The sequence below is a fragment of the Pseudomonas lini genome (assembly GCF_964063345.1).
GTDB classification, from domain to species: domain Bacteria; phylum Pseudomonadota; class Gammaproteobacteria; order Pseudomonadales; family Pseudomonadaceae; genus Aquipseudomonas; species Aquipseudomonas lini_B.
The window spans coordinates 1,892,458-1,909,064 of sequence record NZ_OZ061318.1; the positions used below are offsets into that span (position 1 = coordinate 1,892,458).

At 56.4% G+C, this 16,607-nt stretch carries 18 protein-coding genes and 1 pseudogene; 10 read left to right on the forward strand and 9 right to left on the reverse strand.

Translation table 11 applies throughout. The features are described 5' to 3' along the window. Nucleotides 1-5: 5 nt before the first annotated feature. On the forward strand, nt 6-644 hold the full coding sequence (nth, locus tag AB3226_RS08500) for an endonuclease III (protein WP_367372755.1): 639 nt from the start codon (nt 6-8) through the stop codon (nt 642-644). Nucleotides 645-752: 108 nt separating this feature from the next. Continuing rightward, the gene (locus AB3226_RS08505; protein ID WP_007898493.1) at nt 753-932 is read left to right on the forward strand and encodes a PA3496 family putative envelope integrity protein; all 180 of its coding nucleotides are present in this window, start codon (nt 753-755) and stop codon (nt 930-932) included. Nucleotides 933-1,023: 91 nt separating this feature from the next. On the opposite strand, the gene AB3226_RS08510 is transcribed toward AB3226_RS08505, so the two are convergent. Next, on the reverse strand, nt 1,024-1,650 hold the full coding sequence (locus tag AB3226_RS08510; protein ID WP_008069501.1) for a response regulator transcription factor: 627 nt from the start codon (nt 1,648-1,650) through the stop codon (nt 1,024-1,026). 563 nt (nt 1,651-2,213) lie between these two features. Between AB3226_RS08510 and AB3226_RS08515 the strand changes: the two genes are divergently transcribed. Continuing rightward, nucleotides 2,214-2,795: a hypothetical protein gene (locus tag AB3226_RS08515; protein ID WP_367372756.1), complete on the forward strand. Its 582-nt coding sequence runs from the start codon at nt 2,214-2,216 to the stop codon at nt 2,793-2,795. Between the two features lie 175 nt (nt 2,796-2,970). On the opposite strand, the gene AB3226_RS08520 is transcribed toward AB3226_RS08515, so the two are convergent. Continuing rightward, on the reverse strand, nt 2,971-4,188 hold the full coding sequence (locus AB3226_RS08520; RefSeq protein WP_008032151.1) for an argininosuccinate synthase: 1,218 nt from the start codon (nt 4,186-4,188) through the stop codon (nt 2,971-2,973). Nucleotides 4,189-4,317: 129 nt separating this feature from the next. Then, complete coding sequence (locus tag AB3226_RS08525) at nt 4,318-5,226, reverse strand: OmpA family protein (protein ID WP_367372757.1); 909 nt, start codon at nt 5,224-5,226, stop codon at nt 4,318-4,320. Between the two features lie 157 nt (nt 5,227-5,383). Here AB3226_RS08525 and pyrC point away from each other — a divergent pair, with 157 nt between their 5' ends. Together pyrC and rnt are read left to right on the forward strand one after the other, a co-directional pair. Further along, nucleotides 5,384-6,430 carry a dihydroorotase gene (gene pyrC, locus AB3226_RS08530; RefSeq protein ID WP_367372758.1) on the forward strand — a complete coding sequence of 349 codons (1,047 nt, stop codon included), beginning with the start codon at nt 5,384-5,386 and terminating at the stop codon, nt 6,428-6,430. Continuing rightward, nucleotides 6,427-7,104: a ribonuclease T gene (gene rnt, locus AB3226_RS08535; protein WP_007898509.1), complete on the forward strand. Its 678-nt coding sequence runs from the start codon at nt 6,427-6,429 to the stop codon at nt 7,102-7,104. The genes pyrC and rnt overlap by 4 nt, the downstream gene beginning before the upstream one ends. Before the next feature lie 74 nt (nt 7,105-7,178). Here rnt and AB3226_RS08540 read toward each other — a convergent pair whose 3' ends face one another. Then, entirely contained in the window at nt 7,179-7,781 is a 603-nt protein-coding gene (locus tag AB3226_RS08540) for a peroxiredoxin (protein WP_007898510.1), read from the reverse strand. Nucleotides 7,782-8,095: 314 nt separating this feature from the next. Here AB3226_RS08540 and AB3226_RS08545 point away from each other — a divergent pair, with 314 nt between their 5' ends. Together AB3226_RS08545 and bfr are read left to right on the forward strand one after the other, a co-directional pair. Further along, nucleotides 8,096-8,314 (forward strand): bacterioferritin-associated ferredoxin, encoded by a 219-nt coding sequence (locus AB3226_RS08545; RefSeq protein ID WP_367372759.1) that lies wholly within the window; start codon nt 8,096-8,098, stop codon nt 8,312-8,314. 200 nt (nt 8,315-8,514) lie between these two features. After that, nucleotides 8,515-8,988 carry a bacterioferritin gene (gene bfr / locus AB3226_RS08550; RefSeq protein ID WP_019651359.1) on the forward strand — a complete coding sequence of 158 codons (474 nt, stop codon included), beginning with the start codon at nt 8,515-8,517 and terminating at the stop codon, nt 8,986-8,988. A gap of 210 nt (nt 8,989-9,198) precedes the next feature. On the opposite strand, the gene grxD is transcribed toward bfr, so the two are convergent. The 3 genes from grxD to AB3226_RS08565 form a co-directional block, all read right to left on the reverse strand. After that, nucleotides 9,199-9,540: a Grx4 family monothiol glutaredoxin gene (gene grxD / locus AB3226_RS08555; RefSeq protein ID WP_258699311.1), complete on the reverse strand. Its 342-nt coding sequence runs from the start codon at nt 9,538-9,540 to the stop codon at nt 9,199-9,201. 97 nt (nt 9,541-9,637) lie between these two features. Continuing rightward, nucleotides 9,638-11,746, reverse strand: a complete 2,109-nt coding sequence (locus AB3226_RS08560) for a molybdopterin oxidoreductase family protein (RefSeq protein WP_367372760.1) — start codon at nt 11,744-11,746, stop codon at nt 9,638-9,640. Between the two features lie 134 nt (nt 11,747-11,880). Beyond that, complete coding sequence (locus AB3226_RS08565) at nt 11,881-12,171, reverse strand: hypothetical protein (RefSeq protein WP_367372761.1); 291 nt, start codon at nt 12,169-12,171, stop codon at nt 11,881-11,883. 406 nt (nt 12,172-12,577) lie between these two features. Here AB3226_RS08565 and argF point away from each other — a divergent pair, with 406 nt between their 5' ends. Together argF and AB3226_RS08575 are read left to right on the forward strand one after the other, a co-directional pair. Next, nucleotides 12,578-13,498, forward strand: a complete 921-nt coding sequence (argF, locus tag AB3226_RS08570; RefSeq protein WP_258622800.1) for an ornithine carbamoyltransferase — start codon at nt 12,578-12,580, stop codon at nt 13,496-13,498. Further along, nucleotides 13,495-14,604 carry an ABC transporter ATP-binding protein gene (locus AB3226_RS08575; RefSeq protein ID WP_367372762.1) on the forward strand — a complete coding sequence of 370 codons (1,110 nt, stop codon included), beginning with the start codon at nt 13,495-13,497 and terminating at the stop codon, nt 14,602-14,604. Before argF ends, AB3226_RS08575 begins: the two co-directional genes overlap by 4 nt. 113 nt (nt 14,605-14,717) lie before the next feature. Here the strand turns inward: AB3226_RS08575 and AB3226_RS08580 are convergent. Next, a pseudogene (locus tag AB3226_RS08580) lies at nt 14,718-14,819 on the reverse strand (isomerase); the annotation flags it as partial. Nucleotides 14,820-14,846: 27 nt separating this feature from the next. Next, entirely contained in the window at nt 14,847-15,317 is a 471-nt protein-coding gene (gene ybaK, locus AB3226_RS08585; protein WP_367372763.1) for a Cys-tRNA(Pro) deacylase, read from the reverse strand. Nucleotides 15,318-15,688: 371 nt separating this feature from the next. Here ybaK and AB3226_RS08590 point away from each other — a divergent pair, with 371 nt between their 5' ends. Further along, complete coding sequence (locus tag AB3226_RS08590) at nt 15,689-16,540, forward strand: MIP/aquaporin family protein (RefSeq protein WP_367372764.1); 852 nt, start codon at nt 15,689-15,691, stop codon at nt 16,538-16,540. Nucleotides 16,541-16,607: the final 67 nt, after the last annotated feature.

Below are 16,607 nucleotides of genomic sequence, written 5' to 3' on the forward strand. Positions count from 1 at the left end.
CGCCCATGAATGCCGCAAAACGTCTTGAAATTTTCCGCAGGTTTCACGAAGACAACCCTGAACCGAAGACCGAACTGGCCTATTCCTCGGCGTTCGAATTGCTGATCGCCGTGATTCTCTCCGCGCAGTCGACCGATGTCGGCGTGAACAAGGCCACCGCCAAACTGTTCCCGGTGGCCAATACGCCAGCGGCGATCCATGCCTTGGGCGTCGAAGGGCTGTCGGAGTACATCAAGACCATCGGCCTGTTCAACAGCAAAGCGAAAAACGTGATCGAGACGTGTCGCCTGCTGGTGGAGCGCCATGGAGGCGAAGTGCCGCAGACCCGCGAGGCACTGGAGGCATTACCCGGCGTCGGTCGCAAGACCGCCAACGTGGTGCTCAATACCGCCTTTCGTCAGCTGACCATGGCCGTGGACACTCACATTTTCCGGGTCAGTAACCGTACCGGCATTGCTCCGGGCAAGAACGTGGTTGAGGTGGAGCAAAAACTGATGAAATTCGTGCCGAAGGATTATCTGCTCGACGCTCATCACTGGCTGATTCTTCATGGGCGCTACGTTTGCCTGGCCCGCAAGCCACGGTGTGGCAGCTGCCGGATCGAGGATTTGTGCGAATACAAGCAAAAGACCTCGGATGATTGAGGCTCTATTAGTTTTTTTGATAGATCGATTGAAAAAATCTTTTTTACCCGCCGGGAAATTGTCGATATAAGGAGCGCCAAAGGGCAGCCTTAGCCTGGAGTTAACCTTATGAGCACTGGCAAAGAGCAATTGGACGTAGAAGACGACTTCACCCCCGTTGAGGCCGATGACGCAGAGCCGGTAGTGGAAGTGGCAAAGACCAACCTGAGCAAACGCCGCACCATCGACAATCTGCTGGAGGAGCGCCGACTGCAGAAGCAATTGGCCGATTACGATTTTGACCTGTGACACTTAAAAGCCTCCCGAAACGGAGGCTTTTTACTAAGTGCCGACCCCTGATAAATGCCCGTTCATCGCGCCTCGTCAAACACTGGCAGCGTCATACCAGGCCATTGCGTTGAGCCAATTCGATCAGGTCGACCAGTGAGCGAGCATTGAGCTTTAATAGAAGACGTGTCTTGTAAGTACTAACGGTTTTATTGCTGAGGAACATTCCATCGGCGATCTCCTTGTTTGTCTTGCCTCGGGCCAACTGTTGCAAGACCATCATTTCCCGCCCGGACAAACGATCCACCATATCGGCTTCACTGGCGTTCCCAAGACTGGAACGCACGGTATGCAGAGCCTGATTGGGAAAGTAGCTGTAACCTGATAGCACCGCTTTTATTGCACTGAGCAACTCAGTGAGATCTTGTTGTTTGCAAACATATCCGGCGGCACCCGATTGCATGCAACGCATGGAAAAGTGCCCTGGCGCCTGAGAGGTCAATATCAGTACTTTTAGAGGCATCGCCGTTGATGTCAGGCGCGCGATGACTTCCAACCCATCCAGCTTCGGTATCCCAATATCCAATATGACAATATCCGGCATAAGATCACGGGCAAGTTGCAATGCGTCCACACCATTATCTGTTTCTGCAATGACTTCGTAGCCATGACGTTCCATTAGCATACGTACCGCAAGACGAATGACGGGGTGATCATCCACGATCAGCACTTTATTCATGGGCAAGTCCAATTTTCGCTGTTCGAATTTTTAGAGCCCGCACCATAGCCTAGTCGTTTCACCCATGGCATGCCGTCACCCCCGACCACTCGCAGCGAGAGACATAGCCTACAAACAACGCGGATTATTCCTACAAAAATTCATTGCCACACGAAGATCCAGAGATCTTTACTGGCCCAATGTCGCTCAGCGCTTCGACATTTTTTTGTATCGCCTTACAACAAAAAAAACACAAAAACAGGGTTTGATGCCGATAATCCAACACACATCGACTATTGAGCTACCCTTAAAAGTAACGGGCATTTTCCAATACTCTTCGCGACCTGACTCAAACAACCTAGAAGAAATTCACACACCGCAACACTTCACTAACAACAGCCCTCTACAAATCTAAAAAAAACAAGTAGCTACACCCGCCCCTTCACAACAACACAGCCACTATAATAGCCTCTCTTATTGGAGCAAAAAAAAGAGTTCACCGTAACAGCAGAAAAACCTAATATATTAGTTATTACCATTCCCACAAACCCATCGAGAAAACACATACTTCATGAGTAGAAAATATGATAAAACTCAGAAAAAAAATTACCAACCCGATGACAATCATCGCAATCTTTGCAGCATTATCTGAAACTTCGGCCGCTGTATCTCTCCCCTTTCTTGATAACGAGGAGAGAGCGCTCTATGTCTGGTTTCTGATTAGCTTCCCCTTCTATTTACTTTTTCTTTTCTTTGCCACACTCAACTTCAACTATCGGTCGCTTTACGCGCCCTCCGATTTCGAGAAGGAAGAACACTTCATAAAAGTCATGGACAACGCTGATCACTCGGAAAACAACCCATCCAGGGTAACGCACGAAAGCTCGGCGCCACACCATATGCGCCTGCCCGTTCCCCTAAAGGATCTGCACATCGTTGATGCGCGGAGGATACACAAAAAAATGGCGTTCAGCGCTCTGGTGGAAAGTATTCAGCATCCTCCGGATAATCCTGCACAAGTGATCGTATTTCTCACGTGTACCGACTCGGATAAATTACTGAAGGACAATACACTCAAACATTGGAAACAAATAAAGAAACAGAACAGCTCAACATTCTGTATTTCCTACAACTTGAGCTCACAGGGCATGACGGTTGTGGGCTAGGTATTGAATGGCCGCACACCAGAAGACAGTCCTTGAAGCTAGATCAAGGACAGGAAGCAGAAGGAACGGTTAGCAGAAACAAGAAGAAAGCGAATACGCAATATGCAGCAGCCCCCTTTCAGATGTGTGGCCTTGTCATCGACAAGGCCACACATCCATTACCGACTCAAAGGTCTCAGAAAAGCTTCCGGCCTTTGTTCGCCGCAATGCGCATACGCAAGGCGTTGAGCTTGATGAAGCCCGCCGCATCGGCCTGGTTGTAGGCGCCGCCATCTTCCTCGAAGGTCGCGATGTTGGCGTCGAACAACGACTCATCGGACTTGCGACCAGTGACGATTACATTGCCCTTGTACAGCTTCAGGCGCACTACGCCGTTCACGTGGGCCTGGGAAGCGTCGATCATCTGTTGCAGCATCAGACGCTCTGGGCTCCACCAGTAACCGGTGTAGATCAGGCTGGCGTATTTAGGCATCAGCTCGTCTTTGAGGTGAGCCACTTCGCGATCCAGGGTGATCGATTCGATCGCACGGTGAGCGCGCAGCATGATGGTGCCACCAGGGGTTTCGTAGCAGCCACGGGACTTCATGCCCACGTAACGGTTCTCGACGATGTCGAGACGGCCGATACCGTGTTCGCCACCGATACGGTTCAAGGTCGCCAGCACGGTGGCCGGGGTCATTTCGACGCCGTCCAGTGCAACGATGTCGCCGTTGCGGTAGGTCAGTTCCAGGTATTGCGCTTTATCTGGAGCCTTCTCCGGGGAGACGGTCCATTTCCACATGTCTTCTTCGTGCTCGGTCCAGGTGTCTTCCAGCACGCCGCCTTCATAGGAGATGTGCAGCAGGTTGGCATCCATCGAGTACGGGGATTTTTTCTTGCCGTGACGCTCGATCGGGATCGCGTGCTTCTCGGCGTAGTCCATCAGCTTCTCGCGGGACAACAGGTCCCATTCGCGCCACGGAGCGATCACTTTTACGCCTGGCTTCAAGGCGTAGGCGCCCAGTTCGAAACGAACCTGGTCGTTGCCCTTGCCGGTCGCGCCGTGGGAAATGGCGTCAGCGCCGGTTTCATTGGCGATTTCGATCAAGCGCTTGGCGATCAACGGACGAGCGATGGAAGTACCCAGCAGGTACTCGCCTTCGTAAACGGTGTTGGCGCGGAACATCGGGAACACGAAATCGCGCACGAATTCTTCGCGCAGATCGTCGATGTAGATTTCTTTTACGCCCATGGCCTGTGCCTTGGCGCGGGCCGGTTCGACCTCTTCGCCCTGACCCAGGTCAGCGGTGAAGGTCACTACTTCACAGTTATAAGTATCCTGCAGCCACTTGAGGATCACCGAAGTGTCCAGGCCGCCGGAATACGCCAGAACGACCTTGTTTACGTCCGCCATGCCATCACTCCACGGGGTTCTACGGAAAGCCGTCAAGTCTACCGCTCATGCAGGACAATTTACAGAGGCGCGACAGCTTATGACGACGAAGCGACAGATTATGTCGAGCGCGCGACGATTTCAGCAGGTTCAGGAAGTCTTCGGGCTGCCCACGGAAGCAGTGGCTGGAGGCGCCGGCTTCTCGGTCGGAGCTACCCGTTCAAGGCGTACGGCTACCCGGCGGTTCTTCGCCCGGTTGGCGGCATTGTTGTTCGGTGCCAAAGGATAGCGCTCACCGTGAAAACGCAGGGTGATCTGCGATTCCTCAATACCATTGGCCTTGAAGAAATCCATCACGGCCAACGCCCTGCGTCGTGACAGTTCGCGGTTGGTCAGGCGGTTGCCACTGTTGTCGGAATGGCCGTCGAGTTCAATGTGGTTGACCGTCGGATCGGCTTTCATGAATTCCAACATGACCTGCAAATGAGCCTTGGCTTGAGCGTCGAGATCGATGCCCTCCCCTGGAAAGCCGACTTCGGACTGCTTCACCTGCTCGAAATTCTGCGGCAGCAACTTGGCCACGCAACCCTGATAGTCACTGTAGGCCTTGCTGAACTTGACCGGCAGCAGACGGACTTCAGATACCCGCCCGTCGCCCGAGGAGTGTCGAACGACCGGGCTGCGACCATCCATCAAACCGCTTATCAGGCGCCCGGCCTGAACTTGCGAGCTGTTGAACAGTACGTTGCCACTACCGATTCGTACCGGGCCCAGGTTGATGTCACCACGTCCCGGTTGCCAGGGCGCAGCGGCCGCAAGCAGGGTTGCCGAACCGCCACCGATCATCGAGTTGTAGGCCTTCAAGCGAAATGTCGCCTGTTCGCCGGCGCGACGTACGAACTCACCCGAGCCGAAATCAGTGATCGGTTGAGCCAGGCGGCATTCGAACTTGTCACCTTCGACCGTCCACTCGATGCTCTCCAGACGGGTCTGGAAAGTGAGCGCCATCGCAGGAAGGCTGGCAAACACACTGAGCAAGGCTAAATAACGCTGGCGCACGGGAGGCTCCACTGGCTTCTGCAACAAAAAGACCAACACACATATTTACGGCGTACCTGTTGGATATCGGAAGCTTGCTGCAAAACTTGATAGCGAGTGCCTGGAAGAGTCTTTTCCGGTAGCATTCCCCTGAGTTTGACCCGCCTGGAATCCCCTCATGTCCGACCGCCTGACCCTGCTGCGTCCCGACGACTGGCATATTCATCTTCGCGATGGTGCTGTGTTGCCCAATACCGTCGCGGATGTCGCGCGCACCTTTGGTCGCGCCATCATCATGCCCAACCTGGTACCGCCGGTGCGCAACGCGGCTGAAGCCAATGGCTATCGCCAGCGAATTCTCGCTGCACGCCCGGCCGGCAGCCGTTTCGAACCACTGATGGTTCTGTACCTGACCGACCGCACCCAGCCCGAAGAAATTCGTGAAGCCAAGGCCTGCGGTTTCGTTCACGCCGCCAAGCTGTACCCGGCCGGTGCAACCACCAACTCGGATTCTGGCGTCACCAGCATCGACAAGATTTTCCCCGCACTCGAGGCCATGGCCGAAGTCGGGATGCCCTTGTTGGTTCACGGTGAAGTCACCCGTGGCGATGTCGACGTTTTCGATCGCGAAAAAATCTTCATCGATGAGCACATGCGCCGGGTGGTCGAGCGTTTCCCGACCCTCAAAGTAGTGTTCGAACACATCACCACCGCTGACGCTGTGCAGTTCGTCAACGAGGCTTCGGCCAACGTTGGCGCAACCATCACTGCGCACCACCTGCTGTACAACCGCAACCACATGCTGGTGGGCGGGATTCGGCCGCATTTCTACTGCCTGCCGATCCTCAAGCGCAATACCCACCAGGAAGCCCTGCTTGATGCCGCCACCAGTGGCAGCGACAAGTTCTTCCTGGGCACCGACTCGGCGCCCCATGCCCAGCACGCCAAGGAAGCGGCTTGCGGCTGTGCCGGTTGCTACACCGCTTATGCCGCGATCGAGATGTATGCCGAAGCCTTTGAACAGCGCAACGCGCTGGACAAGCTCGAAGCCTTCGCCAGCCTCAACGGCCCGCGTTTCTACGGCCTGCCGGCGAACACCGATCGCATCACCCTGGTCCGCGATGAGTGGACCGCCCCAACCAGCCTGCCGTTTGGCGAGCTGACCGTAATCCCGCTGCGCGCCGGTGAAAAACTGCGCTGGCGCCTGCTGGAGGAACACGCGTGAGTGAAGACCATTTCGACGACGAACAGGACGGTAATGGCGGCGGAGGCGGTTCCCGCCATCCAATGGCAGCCAGGTTCCGTGGTTACCTGCCGGTCGTTGTCGACGTAGAAACCGGTGGCTTCAACTCGGCCACCGATGCCCTGCTGGAAATCGCCGCCACCGTGATCGGCATGGATGAAAAAGGCTTTGTGTACCCTGAGCACACCTATTTCTTCCGGGTCGAACCGTTCGAAGGCGCGAACATCGAAGCGGCAGCCCTGGAGTTCACCGGGATCAAGCTCGATCATCCATTGCGCATGGCCGTGAGTGAAGAAGCGGCCCTGACCGATATCTTCCGCGGCGTGCGCAAGGCTCTGAAGGCCAACGGTTGCAAACGGGCAATTCTGGTCGGGCACAACAGCAGCTTCGACCTGGGCTTCCTCAACGCCGCTGTCGCGCGCCTGGACATGAAACGCAACCCGTTTCACCCGTTCTCCAGCTTCGACACCGCAACCCTCGCCGGTCTGGCCTACGGTCAAACCGTATTGGCCAAGGCCTGCCAGGCAGCGGATATCGACTTCGACGGTCGCGAGGCTCACTCGGCCCGCTACGACACCGAGAAGACGGCTGACCTGTTCTGCGGCATCGTCAATCGCTGGAAACAAATGGGCGGCTGGGAAGACTACAACGACTGATGCCAGTCGCCGGTTTATCCCGCCCATAAAAAAACCGGCCTCATCAGCCGGTTTTTTTATGCCTCGAACGTGCCTTACAGCGCAGCAGCGTTCTCGGTCAGGTAAGCCGCAACACCTTCGGTGGAAGCGGTCATGCCTTTGTCGCCTTTTTTCCAGTTGGCAGGGCAAACTTCGCCGTGCTCTTCGTGGAATTGCAGAGCGTCGACCAGACGGATCAGCTCTTCGATGTTACGGCCCAGCGGCAGGTCGTTGATGATCTGCGAGCGGACAACGCCTTTATCGTCGATCAGGAACGCGCCACGGAAGGCCACGCCGCCTTCGGACTCAACGTCGTAGGCCTTGGCGATTTCGTGTTTCAGGTCGGCCGCCATGGTGTAGCGAACTTCGCCGATGCCACCATTGTTGACCGGGGTGTTGCGCCAGGCGTTGTGGGTGAAGTGCGAGTCGATCGAAACGGCTACCACTTCCACGTTGCGTGCCTTGAAGTCAGACATGCGGTTGTCCAGAGCGATCAGCTCGGACGGGCAAACGAAGGTGAAGTCCAGTGGGTAGAAGAACACCAGGCCGTATTTGCCTTTGATGGCCGAGGACAGGGTGAAGCTGTCTACGATTTCGCCATTGCCGAGTACGGCCGGTACGGTGAAGTCAGGGGCTTGTTTGCCTACGAGTACGCTCATTGGATATCTCCTGGTGTAATAACGGTGAAGTACAGGGTTCGTATCAGCCTGCCACCCTCAGGCGACAGCCCTGTGACACGATCCCCCTTCGCAAAAGGCCGACCATCATACACCGCGTTTTTGGCCTGTCCTCAACGGTTTTTTCTGCCAGATGAAAGGCCGCCGCTATATTTTCCTCATGGAAGGTGTGAGAAGAAGCCGTTCGTCAGTCACACGCCCATATGACGAAAACCTTCAGAAACCACTTTGACAATCATTCTCGTTAACATTAAGATCCATCGCAATTGAGTCACAACCAGCGACGGTTCTCACTTATGTATGTCTGCCTCTGCACTGGCGTCACCGACGGTCAAATCCGCGATGCAATCTATGAAGGTTGCTGCAGCTATCGGGAAGTACGTCAGGCCACCGGCGTTGCCAGCCAATGCGGTAAATGCGCCTGCCTTGCCAAGGAAGTGGTCCGCGAAACCCTGGGCAAACTGCAATCGGCCCAGGCGGCGATCCCCTTCCCCGCAGAATTTACCGCCGCATAATTACTGTATTTCAAAGAACCGGACTTGATGTCCGGTTTTTTTATGTCTGCAAATCAATCGCTTAGATGCCAGACGCGGAACAAAAACATTCTTATTCCGATTAATTTTCATTTAAGTTTCAATAACTTAGGTTTGACACCCTTAATTACGCGGCTCAAACTCTGCCTTTATAGACAGCTAATACAGGGCAGGACCCCATCATGAAAGGCGACATTACAGTCATCCAGCATCTCAACAAGATCCTTGCCAATGAGCTGGTCGCGATCAATCAATACTTTTTGCATGCACGCATGTATGAAGATTGGGGCCTGAACAAGCTCGGCAAGCACGAGTACCACGAATCCATCGACGAGATGAAGCACGCGGACAAGCTGATCAAGCGCATCCTGTTCCTTGAAGGTCTGCCGAACGTCCAGGACCTGGGCAAGCTGCACATCGGCGAACACACCAAGGAAATGCTTGAGTGCGACCTGAAGATCGAACGCGACGGCCATGCCGATCTGAAAGTCGCTATCGCTCACTGCGAAACCGTCGGCGACTTCGGTAGCCGTGAACTGCTTGAAGACATTCTTGAATCCGAAGAAGAACACATCGATTGGCTGGAAACCCAACTGGGCCTGATCGATAAAGTCGGTCTTGAGAACTATCTGCAATCGCAGATGGGCGAAGAGTAAATGCTACGCCGCTAATCGCGATGCAATAAAAAGCCCCGCTCTCTTTTGAAGAGGCGGGGCTTTTTAATGACCGAATTTCAGGCTCACCCTAGAGCAAATGTGGGAGCGGGCTTGCTCCGGGCGGCGTTCCGACGAAAGCGGTAGGTCAGTCAACTTATCTGTTGAATGTTGTACCGTCTTCGCGAGCAAGCCCGCTCCCACACACAGCGATCAGGCGTCGGTCTTGTTGGCAGCAGCAGCTTCAACAGCAGCCTTGATCGTCGCTTGCAACGAACCGTCAGCAGACATTTCAGTCATGATGTCGCTACCGCCGACCAGCTCACCACCGACCCACAATTGCGGGAAGGTTGGCCAGTTGGCGTACTTTGGCAGGTTGGCGCGGATTTCCGGGTTCTGCAGGATGTCCACATAGGCAAACTTTTCGCCACAAGCCATAACAGCCTGAGCGGCTTTCGCGGAGAACCCACACTGTGGGGCATTCGGCGAGCCTTTCATGTAAAGCAGAATGGTGTTGTTGGCAATCTGCTCTTTAATCGTTTCGATGATATCCATGGAGCACCTCGGCTGAACTTTCCGACTCAGTGGTCGGCACGGTGGCGCATTGTAACGGAAACCCGAGCGCCATGCTCGGCCTCCCCGACAGTCATGTTCACGCCGCCGCCACGGTCACCGGTACGCCATTCAACGCCGCATTGCCCGACAACTCATCGAGCTGACATTCATCAGTCAGGTCATTGGCGCTGGAGCCGGGTTGACCACTGGCAATCGTCATCTGCACACCCGGTCGTGCATGACCCCAACCGTGAGGAAGGCTGACCACACCTTTCATCATATCCAGGCTGGCGACCACTTCAACCTCGATCACGCCGACCCGCGAACTGACGCGCACCCGCTGCCCATCGCGGAGCCCCCGGCTGGCCAAATCGTCCGGGTTCATCAGCAGTTGATGACGCGGTTTGCCCTTCACCAGACGGTGATAGTTATGCATCCATGAGTTGTTACTACGCACATGGCGGCGGCCGATCATCAGCAACTCATCGGCGGCCGGTGCTTGTAGCGCCGCGAAGCGCGCCAGGTCGGCGAGGATCTCGACAGGCGCTGCCTGGACTCGCTGATTGGCGGTTTTCAGGCGTGGCGCCAAGTTGGGTTTAAGCGCGCCCAGATCGATACCGTGAGGATGATCGAACAAGGTCGCCAGCGACAACTTGTGTTCCGAAGCGTCGCCATACAGGCCCATCCGCAACCCTCGGTCGATCATCTGCGCCGGTGCGATAGTCGGTTTCAGTTCCTTGCCAGTCCTGGTCGCAAAGGCTTTGGCCAGCTCCACGAAGATTTCCCAGTCATGCAGCGCGCCTTCAGGCTTGGCGAGGATCGCCCGGTTGAAGCGGGTGACGTTGCGCACCGCGAACATGTTGAACGTGGTGTCGTAATGATCGTTTTCCAGCGCCGAAGTCGACGGCAGGATCAGGTCGGCATAACGTGTGGTTTCATTGATGTACAGGTCGACACTGACCATGAACTCCAGTCCGTCCAGCGCCTGCTCCAGTTGTCGGCCATTGGGCGTGGACAGCACCGGATTACCCGCCACGGTAATTAGCGCGCGGACCTGCCCTTCCCCTTCGGTGAGCATCTCTTCGGCCAGCGCCGATACCGGCAGTTCTCCAGCGTATTCCGGACGCCCGGACACGCGACTCTGCCACCGGTTGAAATGCCCGCCCGAGGTCGATGCCACCAGATCCACCGCAGGCTCGGTGCACAACGCACCGCCCACCCGGTCGAGGTTGCCGGTGACCAGATTGATCAATTGCATCAGCCAATGGCACAGAGTGCCGAAAGCCTGAGTCGAAACACCCATGCGGCCGTAGCAGACCGCTGTCGGCGCGACCGCGAAGTCCCGCGCCAGTTGACGGATCTGCTCGGCAGGCACTGCGCACAGCGGGCTCATGGCCTCGGCGGTGAAACCGGCGATCGCCTCACGCACTTCATCCAGGCCGTCGACCGGCAAATGACTGTCACAGGTCAAGCCTTCGGCGAACAGGGTATTGAGCAGCCCGAACAACAGCGCCGCATCGCCACCGGGGCGCACGAACAGATGCTGATCGGCAATCGCCGCCGTTTCACTGCGACGCGGATCGACCACCACCACTTTGCCGCCCCGGGCCTGAATCGCCTTGAGGCGCTTCTCTACATCCGGCACGGTCATGATGCTGCCATTGGAGGCCAGCGGATTGCCGCCCAGGATCAACATGAAATCAGTGTGATCAATGTCCGGAATCGGCAACAGCAAGCCGTGGCCGTACATCAAGTGACTGGTCAGGTGATGGGGCAACTGATCGACCGACGTCGCGGAAAACCGGTTACGGGTTTTCAACAAGCCGAGAAAATAATTGCTGTGGGTCATCAACCCGTAGTTGTGCACGCTGGGGTTGCCCTGATAGACCGCCACCGCGTTCTGCCCGTGACGCTCCTGAATCGCCGCCAGGCGTTCGGCCACAAGACTGAAGGCATCTTCCCACTCGATAGGCTGCCATTCGCTGCCTACTCGCAGCATCGGCTGATGCAGGCGGTCCGGATCGTTCTGGATGTCTTGCAGGGCAACCGCTTTGGGACAGATATGCCCGCGGCTGAAGGTGTCTTGGGGGTCACCCTTGATCGAGGTGATCTGTACGCCGCTACCTTCGACCTCAGTGGTTTCGATGGTCAGGCCGCAGATGGCTTCACACAAGTGGCACGCACGGTGGTGGAGAGTCTTGGTCATGGCCAGTCTCTGTTTTGTTCTGGGCGGGCAATATCGGCCGCGGGAACAAAACTATGGCGCGCGACTCGTCCCTTTGCCAGCGACGTTCGTCTTGTGAATCGGCGACCATCAGGCCAGCCGATGACAGCAAGGAATCAGTTCGACGGCAGACTCGGCGGAGCCTGCAACTGGATCTCCTCGATGGTTTCGATCTGCTCGTGGGCAAGATGCACGCCGGTGAGTTCGCCGATCAGTCGCCAATGCTCGTCGAGCCCGGCGCTGATGGTGGCCATGCGGTCGATCATGCGCCGGCCGGCCACCTTCGTGACTTCGTCTTCACTACGCATCAATTCGAAAGACATCGAGGTCATGGAAGCAGTGAGGTGGGTCAGGGAGCGTGCCGTAAGGCCGAGTAGCTCCATCAACAGCTGTTCTTTCGATTCCATTCCAAAGGCTTCCTGCGTCGCTCGTGCTCTAGTTATAACCCAGCACTTTGCTTTAGCAAATGTTTCGGACAAGACACATTGCCCGTCAAAGGCCTGAATGGCAGGTCAAAAACCGACCGCCAGCGTGTCGCCCGCGCCCTGTTTGATTGCCAAGCCTGGCGAGCCCGGTGTACAAATAGTTAGCTGCTGTCAGGAAACAGGCTTCAAAAGCGCTACTGCGGTCTCCCCGTAGCCCCTCTGAAATCCCCTAAACACCGTAGCCTATTGGCGTAACGCGACATTTAATGTCAATATCGCGCCCACCCCTATTTCGTCGCCCCGTGCGGCTTACGCCGCAGGTCTCGCCCGTTTTTCAGTTAAACAAGGCTTTGAGTATCTGCGGTCTGTTGCAAAAAGGTAGTCAATGATGAGCGCAAGGCACTTTCTCTCCCTGATGGATTGCACGCCCGAAGAGCTGGTCAGCGTGATCCGTCGAGGCGTTGAGCTCAAGGACCTGCGTAACCGCGGCGTACTGTTCGAGCCTTTGAAGAACCGCGTCCTGGGAATGATTTTCGAGAAGTCCTCGACCCGCACCCGTATCTCGTTTGAAGCCGGCATGATCCAGCTCGGTGGCCAGGCGATCTTCCTGTCGCCACGCGATACCCAATTGGGTCGCGGCGAGCCGATCGGCGACGGCGCCATCGTCATGTCGAGCATGCTCGATGCGGTGATGATCCGTACCTTTGCCCACAGCACCCTGACCGAATTCGCCGCCAACTCCCGCGTGCCCGTAATCAACGGCCTATCCGATGACCTGCACCCGTGCCAGTTGCTGGCCGACATGCAAACCTTCCTCGAACACCGCGGTTCGATTCAAGGCAAGACCGTGGCCTGGATCGGCGATGGCAACAATATGTGCAACAGCTATATAGAAGCGGCGATCCAGTTCGACTTCCAGTTGCGTATCGCCTGCCCGGAAGGTTACGAACCCAACCCCGAGTTCGTGGCTAAAGCCGGCGATCGGGTGACCATCGTCCGCGATCCGCAGGAAGCCGTGCGCGGCGCGCATCTGGTGAGCACCGACGTCTGGACCTCCATGGGCCAGGAGGAGGAAACCGCCAAGCGTCTTAAGTTGTTCGCACCGTTCCAGGTTAACCGTGCCCTGCTCGACCTGGCCGCGCCGGACGTGCTGTTCATGCATTGCCTGCCGGCCCACCGTGGCGAGGAAATCAGCCTCGACCTGCTCGACGACTCGCGCTCGGTGGCCTGGGATCAAGCCGAAAACCGTCTTCATGCACAGAAGGCCTTGCTCGAATTCCTCGTCCCGCCTTCGTACCACCACGCATGAGCCAGCCATTACTGTTGAATCTGCGCAACCTGGCCTGCGGTTACCAAAACCAGCGGGTTGTGCAGAACCTCAACCTGCATTTGAATGCCGGCGATATCGGTTGCCTGCTGGGGTCTTCGGGCTGCGGCAAAACCACCACCCTGCGGGCGATTGCCGGTTTTGAACCGGTGCACGAAGGTGAAATCCAGTTGGCGGGCGAGACCATCTCCAGCGCCGGTTTCACCCTCGCCCCGGAGAAGCGTCGGATCGGCATGGTGTTCCAGGATTACGCACTGTTTCCGCATTTGAGTGTGGCTGAGAACATCGCTTTCGGGATCCGCAAGCACCCGCAAAAGGATCGCATCACCGAAGAACTGCTCGAACTGGTCAACCTGAAAAACCTCGGCAAGCGCTTCCCTCATGAGCTGTCTGGTGGCCAGCAGCAACGTGTCGCCCTCGCCCGCGCCCTGGCGCCGGAACCACAGTTGCTGCTGCTCGACGAACCGTTCTCCAACCTTGACGGCGAATTGCGACGCAAGCTCAGCCATGAAGTACGCGCCATTCTCAAGGCTCGCGGCACCAGTGCAATTCTGGTGACCCACGATCAGGAAGAAGCCTTCGCGGTCAGCGACCACGTGGGCGTTTTCAAGGAAGGTCGCCTGGAGCAGTGGGACACGCCCTACAACCTCTATCACGAACCCCTGACGCCATTCGTGGCCAGTTTCATTGGCCAGGGTTACTTCATTCGCGGTCAGTTGAGCAGCCCGGAATCGGTGCAGACCGAGCTGGGTGAATTGCGCGGCAACCGTGCCTACACCTGGCCAATCGGTTGCGCCGTGGACGTGTTGTTGCGCCCGGACGATATCGTCTATGCGCCGGACAGCCCACTAAGGGCACAGATTGTCGGCAAGAGCTTCCAGGGGGCATCAACCTTGTATCGCTTGCAGTTGCCTACAGGCGCACAACTGGAGTCGATCTTCCCGAGCCATGCCGATCATCTGGTCGGTGTTGAAGTCGGCATTCGGGTGGCGGCTGAACACCTGGTGCTGTTCCAGGCCTCCGGCAGCACGGCGGCGCAGATTCCGGTGATCGAATCCGGTGTCCGGCGGTACAGCACCGCTAGTTGAACAACGCGGACACATGTGGGAGCGGGCTTGCTCGCGAAAGGGGTGTAACAGTCAACAATGATGTTGAATGTTATGATCCCTTCGCGAGCAAGCCCACACACATTGGGATTTTGCGTCGCATCCCCGCCTATCTTTCCCCCTTCCAGCCGGCAGAACAACTCCCCGCCCCGCGCCGAACACTGATAAACAAGACTCGACTTGCCAAAGCTTTTCGACCCGGGCTGAACGCCCGAGACTTCTGCTCAGGCGCGACCGATATCGGCGAACTTCGCCTGGGTGTGTTCGGCCAACACGGCGGGCGCCAGTTCAACTTCCAGGCCGCGCCGTCCGGCGCTGACGAAGATGCTGGAAAAAGGCTGAGCCGAATGATCGATAAAGGTGCGCAGGCGCTTCTTCTGCCCAAGCGGACTGATGCCGCCTAACAGATACCCCGTCGATCGCTGTGCAGCCGCGGGATCGGCCATTTCTACTTTTTTAACACCGGCGGCATGGGCCAGCGCCTTCAAGTCCAGACTTCCGACGACCGGCACCACCGCCACCAACAATTCCCCCTTCTCACTGGCCGCCAGCAATGTCTTGAACACTTGCGCCGGGTCCAATCCCAATTTTTCCGCGGCCTCCAGACCATAGGACGCTGCCTTCGGATCATGTTCGTAACTGTGCACGCGATGTTCGGCACGAACTTTTTTCAACAAATCCAATGCGGGGGTCATGGCAACTCCAAACTTGGCGGCAGAAGAAAAATACTGCGCAGGATTCTAGGCCATTGATCGATAAAAGGCTCTATTGCGGCTCTATTTCAAAGGCTTTGCCGGGCTCCTCTGCCGTTCGTCCACGACCGGCCTGCCTGATGAACGCTGCGGTCATTCACGTAACTAATAGTTGAAATGTGACCGACAGTTCACTTTCGACCTTTGACAGCAGCGTTTCTTGTCTATATTTTTTCGAATCTGAATACTGTACGAATGTCTCACCGCAGCACCCAGCAGTAAGCCGAGTACAGGATGGGGATCCTGCCTCGGTGAAAATCGCGCTTTGACCATGATGAAAGAAGCGCCAGACAACAACAAAAATGAGGTTTTCAATGACAACTGCTTTACAACAACCGTCGCTCTCGAGCCAATGCATGGCCGAGTTTCTGGGTACTGCGCTGCTGATCTTTTTCGGTACCGGTTGCGTTGCCGCGCTCAAGGTGGCGGGTGCCAGCTTCGGATTGTGGGAAATCAGCATCATTTGGGGGGTTGGCGTCAGCATGGCGATCTACCTCACCGCCGGCGTTTCCGGCGCGCACCTCAATCCTGCCGTAAGTATCGCGCTGAGCATTTTCGCTGACTTCGAAAAGCGCAAACTGCCTCTCTATATTTTCTCCCAGGTGGCTGGCGCCTTCTGCGGGGCCTTGTTGGTTTACACGCTGTACAGCAACCTTTTCTTCGATTTCGAACAAACTCACCAAATGGTTCGTGGCACCCAGGCCAGCCTTGAATTGGCTTCGGTGTTCTCCACTTTCCCGAACCCTGCCCTGACCACAGCCCAGGCCTTCTTGGTTGAAGTAATCATCACCGCCATCCTGATGGGCGTGATCATGTCGTTGACCGACGATAACAATGGCCTGCCCAAAGGGCCGATGGCACCGTTGCTGATCGGTCTGCTGATTGCTGTGATTGGTAGTTCGATGGGCCCGCTGACCGGTTTCGCAATGAACCCGGCCCGTGACTTCGGTCCTAAACTAATGACTTTCTTCGCTGGCTGGGGTGAAATTTCCTTCACTGGCGGGCGCGATATCCCGTACTTCCTGATCCCGATTTTTGCACCGATTGTCGGTGCCTGCCTCGGTGCTGCTGCTTATCGCGGGCTGATTGCCCGTCATCTGCCCAGCGCCATACCTGCTACAAAGGATGCAGTACCGGCCATTGACGGCAAACCAAGAACGTCTTGAAACCGTTGGCGCGTGATCCTGCCATTTGGTCCCGCGCCTGACCTCACTTCCTAATTTTCGTCCAAGG